The sequence below is a fragment of the Stenotrophomonas sp. GD03680 genome, from assembly GCF_029844625.1.
In the GTDB taxonomy this organism is placed as follows: Bacteria; Pseudomonadota; Gammaproteobacteria; order Xanthomonadales; family Xanthomonadaceae; genus Stenotrophomonas; species Stenotrophomonas maltophilia_P.
The window spans coordinates 93575-107434 of the sequence record NZ_JAOCKC010000006.1 but is presented as its reverse complement, the minus strand read 5'-3'; the positions used below and the strand labels follow the sequence as shown (position 1 = coordinate 107434).

Annotated in this window: 10 protein-coding genes and 1 tRNA gene; 6 read left to right on the top strand and 5 right to left on the bottom strand. The window is 68.1% G+C overall.

The features are described 5' to 3' along the window. Window positions 1-307: 307 nt before the first annotated feature. The 3 genes from N5J29_RS10105 (at window position 308) to N5J29_RS10095 (ending at window position 3138) form a co-directional block, all read left to right on the top strand. Window positions 308-381 (top strand) — tRNA-Gln (locus tag N5J29_RS10105). A 355-nt stretch (window positions 382-736) separates the two neighbouring features. Next, window positions 737-1861, top strand: a complete 1125-nt coding sequence (locus N5J29_RS10100) for a slipin family protein (protein WP_164150475.1) — start codon at window positions 737-739, stop codon at window positions 1859-1861. A 56-nt stretch (window positions 1862-1917) separates the two neighbouring features. Beyond that, complete coding sequence (locus N5J29_RS10095) at window positions 1918-3138, top strand: RtcB family protein (RefSeq protein WP_164150472.1); 1221 nt, start codon at window positions 1918-1920, stop codon at window positions 3136-3138. A 48-nt stretch (window positions 3139-3186) separates the two neighbouring features. Here N5J29_RS10095 and N5J29_RS10090 read toward each other — a convergent pair whose 3' ends face one another. Continuing rightward, a complete protein-coding gene (locus N5J29_RS10090) occupies window positions 3187-4089 on the bottom strand; it encodes an NAD(P)/FAD-dependent oxidoreductase (RefSeq protein WP_164150470.1) in 903 nt (300 codons plus the stop codon). Continuing rightward, a complete protein-coding gene (locus N5J29_RS10085) occupies window positions 4079-4534 on the bottom strand; it encodes an Rrf2 family transcriptional regulator (RefSeq protein WP_164150468.1) in 456 nt (151 codons plus the stop codon). The genes N5J29_RS10090 and N5J29_RS10085 overlap by 11 nt, the downstream gene beginning before the upstream one ends. A 184-nt stretch (window positions 4535-4718) precedes the next feature. Here N5J29_RS10085 and N5J29_RS10080 point away from each other — a divergent pair, with 184 nt between their 5' ends. Further along, window positions 4719-6839: a methyl-accepting chemotaxis protein gene (locus N5J29_RS10080; protein WP_164150466.1), complete on the top strand. Its 2121-nt coding sequence runs from the start codon at window positions 4719-4721 to the stop codon at window positions 6837-6839. A gap of 92 nt (window positions 6840-6931) precedes the next feature. Here the strand turns inward: N5J29_RS10080 and N5J29_RS10075 are convergent, their stop codons facing one another. Continuing rightward, the gene (locus N5J29_RS10075; RefSeq protein WP_053518115.1) at window positions 6932-7834 is read right to left on the bottom strand and encodes a LysR family transcriptional regulator; all 903 of its coding nucleotides are present in this window, start codon (window positions 7832-7834) and stop codon (window positions 6932-6934) included. 104 nt (window positions 7835-7938) lie between these two features. Between N5J29_RS10075 and N5J29_RS10070 the strand changes: the two genes are divergently transcribed. Then, complete coding sequence (locus N5J29_RS10070) at window positions 7939-9153, top strand: MFS transporter (RefSeq protein WP_164150464.1); 1215 nt, start codon at window positions 7939-7941, stop codon at window positions 9151-9153. Window positions 9154-9281: 128 nt separating this feature from the next. Then, complete coding sequence (gene dkgB, locus N5J29_RS10065) at window positions 9282-10091, top strand: 2,5-didehydrogluconate reductase DkgB (protein WP_164150462.1); 810 nt, start codon at window positions 9282-9284, stop codon at window positions 10089-10091. 116 nt (window positions 10092-10207) lie between these two features. Here dkgB and N5J29_RS10060 read toward each other — a convergent pair whose 3' ends face one another. Continuing rightward, window positions 10208-10909, bottom strand: a complete 702-nt coding sequence (locus N5J29_RS10060) for an alpha/beta hydrolase (protein ID WP_164150460.1) — start codon at window positions 10907-10909, stop codon at window positions 10208-10210. Window positions 10910-11078: 169 nt separating this feature from the next. Continuing rightward, window positions 11079-13805: a bifunctional acetate--CoA ligase family protein/GNAT family N-acetyltransferase gene (locus tag N5J29_RS10055; protein WP_164150458.1), complete on the bottom strand. Its 2727-nt coding sequence runs from the start codon at window positions 13803-13805 to the stop codon at window positions 11079-11081. Window positions 13806-13860 lie beyond the last annotated feature (55 nt).

Sequence of the window (13860 nt, the reverse complement as noted above, 5' to 3'; positions counted from 1 at the left end):
GCCAGAACTGCACCCCGCGCGGCATTCCGCCGCCCACTGATCGGCCATTACCCGCACGCCGGAGTTTATCTTCGCGCGGGCGGCCGTGCCCGGACATTATCTGCATCGCCTCACAACATTATCGCCCGCCGATAATGTCGATGGCCTGCACCCTCGATTTTCCAACGGTCCCGCTTCAATGGCGGGCTGGTGCGCGCGGCGCTGCCGTAGCGTATGCCGGAGGTCGCGGACATGCCCTCGCCTGGATCGCCTGCTGGTCGCAGGCGCCGGTTCGCCGGCACGCGGTTCGATTCCGCGCGGTTCCCAACTGGATAGCTCAGCCTGGTCAGAGCAACGGATCCTGAGTCCGTCTGTCGTGGGTTCAATTCCCACTCCAAACCACATGACCTGTCACGTCATGACTTGAAGCAACACCCGGGACGCACGTCCCAGCGGCCATCGTCGCCATCCACGGACATCGCCTTCGGGCGGAGAAGTGGAAGCAACGGACCGCACGCCGGGCCCCGGTCCGCCGTCACTGCCCGCCCTGGTCCACCCCGGTGCTGCCTGCCGGCGGCGCCCATGGCGGTACTGCCGGCGCACCGAAGGCTCCGCGCGCGGACCGTCCACCGGTGGCCGCCCTCTTCCGCGGCCTGCACGGGTGTGCAGGCCGCCTCGCCACGACCTGATCGGCCCGGGTCACGGCGACGGATTTCCATCGGGTCGAACCACCAGAGCCATACAAGGAGAGACTCCCATGTTCTGGACCATCAAGGTCGTGATCGGCGACGGCGAGCGCGGCCTGGTGTATCGCAACCGTCGTTTCCAGCAGGTGCTGCTGCCGGGCGTGCACCGCCTGTCGCGGTTCGGCGGCTCGCCGCAGGTGACCGTGCACAACGCATCGAAGGGCAGCGCCTACAACGGCAGCGACCAGGACAGCCTGATCGACGCGCTGGGAGCACAGCTGCACGAACACTTCGTGCTGGCCGATATCGGCGCTGCACAGGTGGGTCTGCTGCTGCGCAATGGCCGTATCGACGATGTCCTGCCGCCCGGCAGCCGCCATCTTTACTGGCGGGGTTCGGTCGACACCGAGGTGCGCGTGATGGCCCTGGGTGACGAACCGCGCGTGCCGGCCGACGTGCAGCAGCGCCTGGGGCAGCTGGGCGTACTGCCGCGCGTGGCGGTGATCAGCACCGTGCCGAGCGAATCGGTCGGCCTGCTGTTCGTCGACGGTACGCTGCGACAGACCCTGGATGCCGGACTGCACGCGTTCTGGAATTTCAACGGCAACGTGTCGGTGGAGCGCGTCGAACTGCGCGCGCGTTCGCTCGACGTGTCCGGCCAGGAGCTGCTCAGCCGCGACAAGGTGACCCTGCGGGTGAACCTGGCCGCGACCGTGCAGGTGGTCGACCCGGTGCGTGCACACCGCACGCTCAGCAACGCCGACGAGTTCATCTACCGGCAGCTGCAGCTCGGCCTGCGCCAGGCGATCGCCACGCGCAGCCTGGATGAGCTGCTGGGCGAGAAGGCGGCGCTGGACGGTGAGATCGCCGCGCACGTGCGGGCCGCGATCGAGGGCCACGGTGTGCAGCTGCTGGGTGTCGGCATCAAGGACGTGATCCTGCCGGGCGAGATGAAGGAGATCCTCAACGGCGTGGTGCTGGCCGAGAAGCAGGCGCAGGCCAGCGTGATCCGCCGCCGCGAGGAGGCCAACGCCACCCGCTCGCAGCTCAATACCGCCAGGCTGATCGAGGACAACCCGGTGCTGATGCGGCTGAAGGAGCTGGAAGCGCTGGAGAAGGTCACCGAGAAGATCGACAAGCTCACCGTGTTCGGCGGCCTGGATGGCGTGCTGAAGCAGCTGGTGACGATGAAGTAGGGGGCTGGGGCGGCGCAGGGACGCGCCGCCGGCCCATCAAGGAGATGGATTGCAACATGGATACTCAACACACCTATCAATGGCTGCATGCCGAGGGCACCACGCCGATCAAGGGCTGGGTGAACGGCGTGCCGCTGGAAGCGCAGGCCCATGAGCAGCTGCGCAACATCGCCGCCATTCCATTCGTCGGGCCCTGGGTGGCCGTGATGCCGGACGTGCACCTGGGAAAGGGCGCGACCGTCGGCTCGGTGATCCCGACCCGCGGGGCGATCATTCCGGCGGCGGTGGGCGTGGACATCGGCTGCGGCATGGCCGCGGTGCGCACGACGCTGCAGGCCAACGACCTGCCCGATGACCTGCGGCAGCTGCGCAACAGCATCGAGCGCAGCATCCCGGTCGGCAACGGTCGCGGTGGCGAGCATCAGCGCATGCCCGACAGCATCCACACGCGGCTGGTGCAGTCCGGCCTGGCCGCTGGCCTGGAGAAGATCAAGGACAGGCATCGCCGGATCCGCACCGACAAGCTCGATCGCCAGCTGGGCACGCTGGGAGGTGGCAACCACTTCATCGAGCTGTGCCTGGATGAAACGGATGCCGTGTGGGTAATGCTGCACAGCGGCTCGCGTGGCACCGGCAACCTGATCGGCACGTACTTCATCGAGCAGGCGCGTCGCGAGCTGGAGCGCCGCGTGCTCGGCTTCCATCTGCCTGACAAGGACCTGGCCTTCTTCATGGAAGGCGAGCCGCTGTTCGACGACTACGTGGAAGCGGTGTCCTGGGCGCAGGACTATGCGCGGCACAATCGCGAGGCGATGATGGCGCGCGTGCTGGCCGAGATGCGGCATCGGCTGCCGCCGTTCCGGCTGGCGGCGATGGCCGTCAACTGCCACCACAACTACGTGCAGAAGGAAACGCACGCCGGGCAGGAACTGCTGGTCACCCGCAAGGGTGCGGTCAGTGCACGCCAGGGCGAGCTGGGCATCATCCCCGGCAGCATGGGCACGCGCAGCTACATCGTGCGTGGCAAGGGCAATGCAGACAGTTTCCACAGCTGCAGCCACGGCGCAGGCCGGGTGATGAGCCGCGGCACGGCACGCGAGCGGATCACCCTGGCCCAGCACCGCGAGGCGACCGCGCATGTGGAATGCCGCAAGGACAGCGGCGTGCTGGATGAATCGCCGGCGGCGTACAAGTCGATCGAAGACGTGATGGCCGCCCAGCTCGACCTGGTGGACGTGGTCCACACACTGCGCCAGGTGCTGTGCGTCAAAGGCTGATGGGGCGGGCCGGGTGTCGTTCAAGAGAGCGGAATCCGGCCCTTTCCATCACCCGATGCTGTCTTCGCTGACCAGCGCGTGATGTACGCCGATCCCGGCACGCACCCCTTCGGCGGCGGCCAGGGTGATATTGCCAACCGTGGTCGCGTCGCCTGCGGCGTACACGTTCGGCACCGAGGTCTGCTTCATCGCGTCCACCTCGATCAGCACGCCGAGCGGGCTTTCGACCAGCGCGCAGCCCAGCTGCTGCACCAGCGGCGTGGCCATCGCCTGGGTAGCCGGAACGAACAGCGCGCGCTGGGCGATGCGGCGGCCATCGGCCAGTTCCACTTCCAGCCAGGTCGGCTGGTCGCCCTGCACGGCAATCACCGGCGAGATCTCGATCTGCACGCCACGCTGCTGCATGGCCGCGCGTTCCTCCTCACTGATCTCCCCCGCCTGGCTGAAGAAGGTGACATTGCCCCAGTCGGCGAACAGCGGTGCCTTGCCGGCCGACATCGGATGGCCGCCGAGCACGCCGATCGCTCCGCCGCCGACTTCGTAGCCATGGCAGTAGGGACAATGCAGCACGGTGCTGCCCCAGCGCTCGGCCAGGCCGGGCAGGTCCGGCAGCTGGTCACTGATGCCACTGGCCAGCAGCAGCTTGCGTGCGGCCAGCACCTGGCCATCCGCGGTGCGGACCTCGACACCGTCGGGGCTGGCGGTGGCGTGCGCGGCCTCGGCATGGATCCAGCGCACGCTGGGATAGTCCAGCAGCTGCTGGCGCGCCGTCTTCAACAGCTCGGCACCACTGATGCCGTCCAGGCCAAGGACGCCATGCGAATGGCTGGCCGCACGGTTGCGGGGCAGGCCGGCGTCGATGACGGTGACCGCGCGGCGTGCGCGGGCCAGGATCAGGCCCGCGGCGATGCCGGCGTAACTGCCGCCGACGATGATCACTTCAGGATTCATGGTGTCCTTCCAGGGAGCGGTGATGGGCGAGGTGGCGCGCGAACTCCACGCCGAGCTGGTCGAGCGTGGTGGACTGCAGGCGGTGTTCCAGCAATCGCTGCGCTTCGCGGGCGCCATCGAGCAGCGCCGAATCGACCAGTTGCTGGATCGGGCAGCCACGACCTGCGCCGCGTGTGCCGATCTGCACCAGCGGCGGTGCGCCGACCGCCAGGTAGATGTCGTGCAGCGTGATGCGGGTCGCATCGCGCGCCAGCTGGCTGCCACCGCCGTGCCCGCGTGTGCTGCGCACCAACCCGGCCTTGCGCATCTGTGCCAGCATCCGGCGGATCACCACCGGATGGGTCGGCAGGCACATGGCCAGCTGTTCGGAGGTGCGCGGCCCCTGCTGGCCCACGAGATGGGCCATCACGTGCAGCGCGTCGGAAAGCGGGTTCGAGGATTTCATGTAACAACAATAGTTACATTTATATCCCCTGTCGAGCGTCCTGTTTCGTTCCATATGGACACATTTGTCCTATGAAACATTTCCTTCACCTCGTTGAACGAAACGATAATGTGATCCTTATCGCACTTCAGAGCACGCGAGATCAGGTCGATACCGCATCGCCCCCCTTCCGAGATCTCGCCCCATGAATGCCTCTCCCCATGCGCCGCGACTGCAGACGAAGCTGCTCGGCGCCGTATCCCTTGGCCTCGCCGTCATCCTGCTGTGTGCCTTGGCCGGCCTGGCGTCGGCCTGGCTGAAGCTGTCTGCCGAGGTGCCTGCCGAAGTCGCCCATGGCCGCGATGCCGAACGCCTGCAGCGCGAGTTCCGTGGCCAGGTGCAGGAATGGAAGAACGTGCTGCTGCGGGGCCACGATCCGGTCCTGCGCCAGCGTCATCTGGATGCATTCGACAGCGAAGGCAGAATCGTCGATGGACTGGCACGCGGGCTGGCCAGCAGCCCCGATTCGCGTACGCGCGAGCTCGCCCTCGCCTTCGCTGGCCTGCATGCGCAGCTGCAGAAGGACTATCACGCTGCCCTGCAGGCGTTTGCTGCGGCCGGCTACGATGCCACTGCCGGCGATACCCTGGTGCGGGGCAAGGACCGCGCGGTGGCCGCATCGCTGGACGCGCTGAGCACGCAGGCCGCCCGGGTGGCCGAGGCCGCGGTGGCCACGCGCGCGCAGCAGGCAAGGCAGATGCTGCTGCTGTGCGCGGTGCTGACCGTGGTCGCCGCTGCGCTGCTGCTGATGGGCCTGGCCTGGTGGCTGCGCCGCGCGGTGGTGCAACCGGTGCTGGCGGTGGAGGCGGCTGCGCGCGCCGTGGCCGCTGGCGACCTGCAGCACGTCGTGCAGGTTCGCAGCCGCGATGAAGTGGGCCGGCTGGCGCAGGCCATGCAGGCCGTGCAGGCCACGGTGGGCGGCGTGCTCGAGGCGCAGGCGGCAATGGCGAAGGCGCATGACGCCGGCTCGATCAGCTATCGCATGGATGCCAGCGCCTTCCCTGGCGCATTCGGAACCATGGTGGCCGACAGCAACGCGCTGGTCGACGCGCACATCCGGGTGAAGATGCGCGCGATCACGATCATGGGCCGCTATGCGGTGGGCGATCTCAGCGAGGACATGGAGCGCCTGCCAGGCGAGAAGGCCGTCATCACCGAAGCGCTGGATACTGCCAAGGCCAACCTTGGCACCATCAACGGCGAGATCCGCCGCCTTGCCGCCGCCGCTGCGGCCGGCGATTTCAGCCAGCGCGGTGACAGCGCGCGCTTCGAGCATGACTTCCGCGCGATGGTGGAGGGCCTGAACCAGCTCATGCACACCACCGAGCAGAATCTCGGCGAGGTCTCAACGATGCTGCGCGCGATTGCCGATGGCCGGCTTGGCGCGCGCATGCACGGCAGCTTCCAGGGCGTGTTCGCCCGCATCGCTGGCGATGCCAACACGACTGCGGCGCAGCTGGCCACCATCGTCACCGACATCAAGCACACTTCGGGCAGCATCCATGCCGCGGCTGCCGAGATCGCCGCCGGCAACAACGACCTGTCGCGCCGCACCGAGCAGCAGGCTGCCAACCTGGAGGAGACGGCAGCATCGATGGAGGAACTGACCTCCACCGTGCGCCAGAACGCCGAGCACGCACGCCAGGCCAACCAGCTTGCGATCGGCGCGCACGAGGTTGCCTCGCAGGGGGGCGAGGTGGTCACGCAGGTGGTGGCGACGATGGGGGCGATCGAGGCCTCTTCGCGGCAGATCGCCGACATCATCAGCGTGATCGATGGCATCGCCTTCCAGACCAACATCCTGGCATTGAACGCAGCGGTGGAGGCTGCGCGTGCCGGTGAGCAGGGCCGGGGCTTCGCCGTGGTGGCCAGTGAGGTGCGTACGCTGGCGCAGCGTTCAGCCAATGCGGCCAAGGAGATCAAGACGCTGATCGATACCTCGGTGGACAAGGTAGCCGATGGCGCACAACGCGTGCGCCAGGCGGGCATGACCATGGCCGAGATCGTCGCCTCGGTGCAGCGCGTGACCGACATCATGGCCGAGATCTCCGCCGCGTCGCAGGAACAGAGTGCAGGCATCGAACAGGTCAACCAGACCGTGGTGCAGATGGACGGCGCGACCCAGCAGAATGCCGCGCTGGTGGAAGAGGCCAGCGCCGCCGCGCGCAGCCTGGAGCAGCAGGCGGACCGGTTGATGGACGCGGTGGATGTGTTCGATCTGTCGCCCCCCGCGGCGAGCGGCGATGCGCTGGCGCGCGCGGCCTGAAGGACTGCATGGACCCTGTGCAGCCGAGCATGGGTCCGGCTCTGCGGAACGCGCAGGTAACGCCGGGCCATGCCCGGCGAGCGCGGCATGCCTCAGCGCAGGTAATCCGACTGCACCATCGCGTCACCGAGATGGTCCAGGAACGAGCTGATCCGCGCCGAGACCGCCGTGTTGCGGTAGTACACGGCGTGGATCGGCTGGTAGACATCCAGCGTCTGTGCAGCCAGTACCGGCACCAGCGTGCCGGCAGCACGGTCGCGTTCGGTGACGAAGTCCGACAGGCAGGTGATGCCCACCCCTTCCACCGCCAACCGGCGCAGGGTCTCGCCGCTGGATACGGCGATGTCCGGCCGTACCAGCAGCTGGCCGTCGGCGTCGCCCGGCACGGGCCAGCGGTTCAGCGATTCGGGTTCATTGAATCCCAGCAGCGTGTGCTGACCCAGCGCCGCCACGCTGGCCGGTTCACCGTGCTCGGCCAGGTAGCCCGGGCTGGCCAGCAGCTGCAGCCGGCAGCGGCCCAGCGAGCGCGCGTGCAGCGTTGAGTCGGCCAGTGGGCCGATGCGGATGGCCACGTCGGTGCGTCGTTCCAGCAGGTCGATGTAGCGTTCGGAACTGTTCAACTCCAGCTGCACCTCCGGGTATCGCGCGCGGTAGCCCGCCACCAGGGGGACGATCACGTGCAGCACGAACGGCATGGCCGCATCCACCCGCAGGCGTCCAGCCGGGCGCTCGCGGCGCGCCGCCATCTGCTCTTCGGCCGACTCCACCGCGTCGATGATCGCCCGTGCATGGCGCAGGTAGGCCTCGCCTTCGGCGGTCAGGTGCAGCCGGCGCGTGGTACGGGTCAGCAGGGTGGTGCCCAGCTTGTCCTCCAGCCGCCCCAGCGCCCGGCTCACCCCGGAAGGGGTCTGACCCAGCTGCTCGGCGGCGGCACTGATCGAACCGCTGTCGATCACGGCCAGAAAGGCCTGCATTTCATCGAGGGTGGTCTTCATGGCGCCATTATTGACCACCAGGCAAGAGTGATTGGCGTGAAGACCGGTTTTTCGGCAAAGGTGGGCCGCGCACACTGCGCGCCTTCCTTCCTCCGGAGCCCGCCATGATCCGCGGCATTCCTCTCGCCCTGCTGGCGCTGACCCTGGGCGCCTTCGCCATCGGCACCACCGAATTCGTCATCGTCGGCCTGATTCCGACCATCGCCGCCGACCTGCAGGTCAGCCTGCCTTCGGCCGGCCTGCTGGTCTCGCTGTACGCCCTGGGCGTAGCCATCGGCGCGCCGGTGCTGACCGCGCTGACCGGCCGCGTGCCGCGCAAGACCCTGCTGGTGGCACTGATGGCGCTGTTCACGCTGGGCAACGTCATCGCCTGGATGGCACCGGGCTACGCCTCGCTGATTGTCGCCCGCATCCTGACCGGCCTCGCCCATGGCGTGTTCTTCTCGATCGGCTCGATCATCGCCACGGCGGTGGTGCCGAAAGAAAAGGCCGCCAGCGCGATCGCGATCATGTTCACCGGGCTGACCGTCGCACTGGTGACCGGCGTGCCGCTGGGCACCTTCATCGGCCAGCACCTGGGCTGGCGCGCGACCTTCCTGGCCGTGGCCAGCCTGGGCGTAATCGCCCTGGTCGGCGCGGCGCTGTTCGTGCCGCGCACTGTGCCGCAGAGCGCGCCCGCCCGCTTCCGCCAGCAGCTGGCCGTGCTGGCCCAGCCGCGCCTGCTGCTGGTCTACGCGATGACGGCACTGGGCTACGGCGGCACGTTCCTGGCCTTCACCTACCTGGCGCCCATCCTGCAGGACGTCACCGGCTTCTCGGCCAACGCGGTCAGCCTGGTACTGCTGGTGTATGGCGTGTCGGTGGCGATCGGCAATCTGTGGGGCGGCCGCATGGCCGACCGCATGGGTCCGGTTCCGGCGCTCAGGCGCATCTTCGCCCTGCTGGCCATGGTCCTGTTGGCGCTCACCTTCACCGCCTACAACACGGTGTTGATGTTGCTGACGGTGCTGGCCCTGGGTGCGGTGGCCTTCGGCAACGTGCCCGGACTGCAGGTCTATGTGGTCAAGCAGGCGCAGCGCCATGCGCCGCAGGCCACCGACGTGGCATCCGGACTGAACATCGCTGCATTCAACATCGGCATCGCCCTGGGCGCATCGCTGGGCGGCCTGGTGGTGGAGAACGTCGGCCTGATGCATACGCCGTGGCTGGGCGCGCTGGTGGTGGTGGGTGCCTATGCATTGACCGTGCTCAGCGGCCGCCTGGACCGTCGGGACGGCATCGACGACCGCGCCGAGGGCACCGCGATCACCGCACACTGATACGACGCCGCTCACTACCGACGCATCTCCACGCCTGCGCAATGCACCGTTGCCGGCATGCATGCAGGCCCTGCCCTACCCTTGTGCGGATCTACCGCGCCCTTCCCCCCATTAGTTGGAGTTCCCCCATGACTGTCCCCGCTTTCGGTCTCGGCACCTTCCGCCTGAAAGGCCAGACTGTGATCGACTCGGTACGCAACGCACTGGACGTCGGTTACCGCGCCATCGATACCGCGCAGATCTACGACAACGAGGCCGAGGTCGGCGAGGCCATCGCCGAATCCGGCGTGCCGCGTGACGAGATCTACCTGACCACCAAGGTCTGGATCACCGAGTTCAAGCGCGATGCGCTGCTGGCCAGCCTGCACGACAGCCTGAAGAAGCTGCGCACCGACCATGTCGACCTGGCGCTGATCCACTGGCCCTCACCGAACGACAAGGTCGACGTGCCGATGGAGGAGTACCTGCCGGCGCTGGCCGAAGCCAGGGCGCAGGGCCTCACCAGGGAGATCGGCATCTCCAACTTCACCATCGCGCAGACGCGCAAGGCAATCGGCATCCTCGGCGCCGACGCCATCGCCACCAATCAGGTCGAGATCCATCCCTACCTGCAGAATCGCCTGCTGGTGAAGTTCCTGCAGGAAAACGGCATCCCTGTCACCGCGTACATGAGCCTGGCCTATGGCGAAGTCATCAAGGATCCGGTGATCCAGGCCATCGCCGGCCGCCACCAGGCCACGCCGGCACAGATCGCACTGGCATGGGCACTGCAGCAGGGCTTTGCGGTGATTCCGTCCTCGACCCGGCGCGAGAACCTGGCCTCCAATCTGGAAGCGGCGGCCATCCGTTTGACCGAGGAGGACATGGCACAGATTGCCAGGCTCGACCGCGGGCATCGGCTGGCCAATCCGGAAGGCATCGCGCCGGCCTGGGACTGAGCCGAAGCCGCCGGGCACGGCCCGGCGCTACCGGACGATGACGATGGGGGCCGCCGGGCGCGCTCCGGCGCTACCGGATCGCCACAGGTAGCGCCGGGCCATGCCCGGCGGGCCCTTCAGTCCTGCAGCAGCCACCCGCGCATCGCCGCACTGACCTCATCCGGCTTCTCCATCGGCGCCAGGTGCCCGCAGTCGGGCACCACCACCAGCTGCGAGTGCGGTACCAGCGCGTGCATCTCATCGCTCACCGCCAATGGCGTGATGCGGTCGTTGGCACCGCACACGATCAGCAGCGGATCGCGATATCCGGCCAGCACATCGTGGCCGTCACGACGTTCCAGCGCGCTCTGCCGCAGGAACACCTCCGCGCCAAGACGCGCCGTCATGTCGCGCACGCGCTGCACCAGTACATAGTCGTCCAGCCGCGAGGCATCGATGTAGCTGCGCATCAGGGCGTCACCGAATCCATGGAACTTCCCGGGCAGGCGCACGCTGGCGCGCTGGCTGCGACGCTGCTCGGCACGCTCCGGCGAATCGGCGTGGATCGAGGTATCGATCAGCGCCAGCCGCAGCACCCGCTCCGGTGCCACGCGCAGGATCTGCTGGGCAACGAAGCCTCCCAGCGAGAACCCGGCCAGCGCGAAGCGTGCAGGTGCCTGCGCCAGCACATCCTCGGCCACCGCCAGCAGGGTCGCGCCGCGGGTCTGGTCGCCCACGCTGCACTCGGCGATATCGGCCAGGTCGGCCAGCTGCGCGCGCCACAGCTCGGCATCGTTGAGCAGGCCGGGGAGCAGCAGCAAGGGGATGCGGTCAGTCATGGCCCGCATTGTCGCAACCGCACGGACGGTATGCCACGATCACTGCTGCATTACGACGCCGCCGATGGGATGACCGGCCGGACCGGAGTGCTGTGCTACCGCACGGCGGTGGTGGAGCGATTGCGTGGGGGACCGCCGGGCACGGCCCGGCGCTACCGATGAGGAACCCTCACGCCACCGGCGGTACCTCGGGAACGTCCACCTGCTGCACCGGCAGGGTCACCACCATCACCGTCGGGTCGTCCGGGTCCAGCCGGGTCTTGAAGCCCAGGCTCTGGCACATCGCCAGCATGGTGCTGTTCTCGCGCAGCACCTGTCCCTCGACCACGTGCAGCCCCAGCCACTTCGCATACTCGATCATGATCGCCATCAGGCGCCAGCCGATGCCATGGCCCTTCAGGTCGGAGCGGATCAGGATGCCGTACTCGCCGCGGTGATAATCCGCATCCGCGTGCAGGCGCACGGCGCCGAGCATCTCGCCGCTGCGCGGTTCGATGGCCACCAGCGCGATCGAGCGCGCATAGTCGAGCTGGGTCAGACGGGCGATGAACTCGTGGCTGAAGTGCTTCACCGACTGGAAGAAGCGCAGGCGCAGATCCTCGTCGCTGACCCGGGCAAAGAACGCGCGGAACAGCGCGTCGTCCTCGGGGCGCACCGGGCGCACGAAGGCGCGACCGCCATCGGACAGCTCGATGGTGCGCTCCCACTCCTTCGGATACGGGAACACCGAGAAGCGCGGATGGCCGCGACCCTTGTGCAGGATGCGCGAAGGCGCGATGGCGACGCGTGCATCGAGAGCGAGAATGCCCTTGCCATCGACCAGCAGCGGATTGATATCCAGCGTGCGCACTTCCGGAATGTCGGCGGCCAGCTGCGCCAGTTTCACCAGCGCCAGGGCCAGTGCGCGCTCATCGGCAGCGGGAACATCGCCATAGGCCTTGAGGATCCGCGACGCACGGGTACGCCCGATCAGCTCGTGGGCCAGGCGCAGATCCAGCGGCGGCAAGGCCAGTGCCTTGTCGTTGATCACCTCCACCGCCGTGCCGCCGCGACCGACCACGATCACCGGGCCGAAGGTCGCGTCATCGGCGATGCCCACGATCAGTTCACGCGCTTTCGGGCGGACGATGGTCGGCTGCACCAGCAGACCGTCGATGCGTGCATCCGGGCGCAGCTGGCGTGCACGCGACAGGATCGCCTTGGCCGCAGCCTGCACCGCCGGCAGCGTCGACAGGTTCAGGCGCACGCCGTCCACTTCGGACTTGTGCGGGATGTCCGGTGACAGGATCTTCAAGGCGACGGTCGCACCCCGCTCCAGCAGCGGCTGCGCCAGATCCATGGCCTCGTGCGCGTCGCGCGCATGCATCACCGGCGCGGAGGGAATGCCATAGGCCTTCAGCAGCTCGTGCGTGGCCAACGGGTCCAGCCACTGCTGGCCGTTGGCCAGCGCGGCCTCGACCAGCGTGCGCGCCGCGGCCGCATCCACGCTGAAGTCCTGCGGCAGGCTCGGCGGGGTTTCCATCAGTGCGTTCTGCGCTTCCCGATAGCGCACCAGATGCTGGAAGCCACGTACCGCTTCGGCTTCGGTGGGATAGGTCGGCACGCGCGCCGCATTGAGCGTGGCGGTGGCCTGGTCATCGTTGCCCAGCCACACGGCGAACACCGGCTTGTCACGATGGTGGCGCGGGCGCAGGCCGAGGGTGCGGGTCAGCGCCTGCGCGGCGTCGGCCGAGGAGGTGAACGCCGTCGGTACGTTGACCACCATCACCGCATCGTTCTCGTTGTCGGCCAGCAGGGCCTCGATGGCCGCGGCATAGCGATCACCATCGGCATCCACCACGATATCCACTGGATTGCTGCGCGACCAGCCCTGCGGCAGCACCGCATCGAGCTTTTCGACCGTGCTGTCGGACAGGTTCGCCAGGGTTCCGCGCAGCGCGGCCAGCTGGTCCACGGCCAGCCGGCCGACGCCGCCCCCATTGCTGAGGATGGCCAGCCGACGGCCCGGGAAGGTACCCAGCCGGCCCAGGGTCTCTGCGGCGGTGAACAGCTCGTCCAGGGCACCCACGCGCAGCAGGCCGGCGCGGTTGAACGCGGCGCCGTAGACATCGTCGGCTCGTGCAAGCGCCTGCACATGGGTATCGCGGCTGCCAGGCTGCACGCGCTCGCTGCGGCCGGACTTCACCACCACCACGGGCTTGGCGCGCGCGGCCGCACGCGCCGCCGACATGAATTTGCGCGCGTCCTTGATCTGTTCGACGTAGAGCAGGATGGCGCGCGTGCGGTAATCGGTGGCGAAATAGTCCAGCAGATCGCCGAAGTCGACGTCCAGCGTATCGCCCAGGGAGACCACGGCGGAGAAACCCACCGAACGCGCCACGCCCCATTCCACCAGCGCCGCGGCAATCGCCGAGGATTCGGATATCAACGCAAGATCGCCAGCCTGCGGGAAGTGTGCGGCGATGCTGGCGTTGAGCCGTGCGTGCGGCGCGATCACACCCAGGCAATGCGGGCCCAGGATGCGCAGACCGTGCCGGCGGGCCACGGCCTCCACCTGCGCCGACAGTGAACCCGGGCCATCCCCCAGATGCGCGGTGAGGATGATCGCCGCCTGCACGCCCCGCTCGGCCGCGGTACGCACCACCTGCGGCACGATGGCGGCTGGCGCGGTGATCACCACGAGATCCGGCACCCAGTCCAGATCCTTCAGCCGCTTCACCGTGCGGATGCCATCGATTTCGGCATGGCGCGGGTTGATCCACGCCACCTTGCCGGGGAAGCCCGTACCGCGCAGGTTGCGCATCACCGCGCGGCCGGCCGAGCGCTCGCGCGGACTGCCGCCGATCACTGCGACCGACTGCGGACGGAACACTGACTGCAGGTGGTAGGTACTCATGCGCCTACGGTACACGCACCCGCGCAACAGGCGCATGATCCAGCGCAACAAAGCA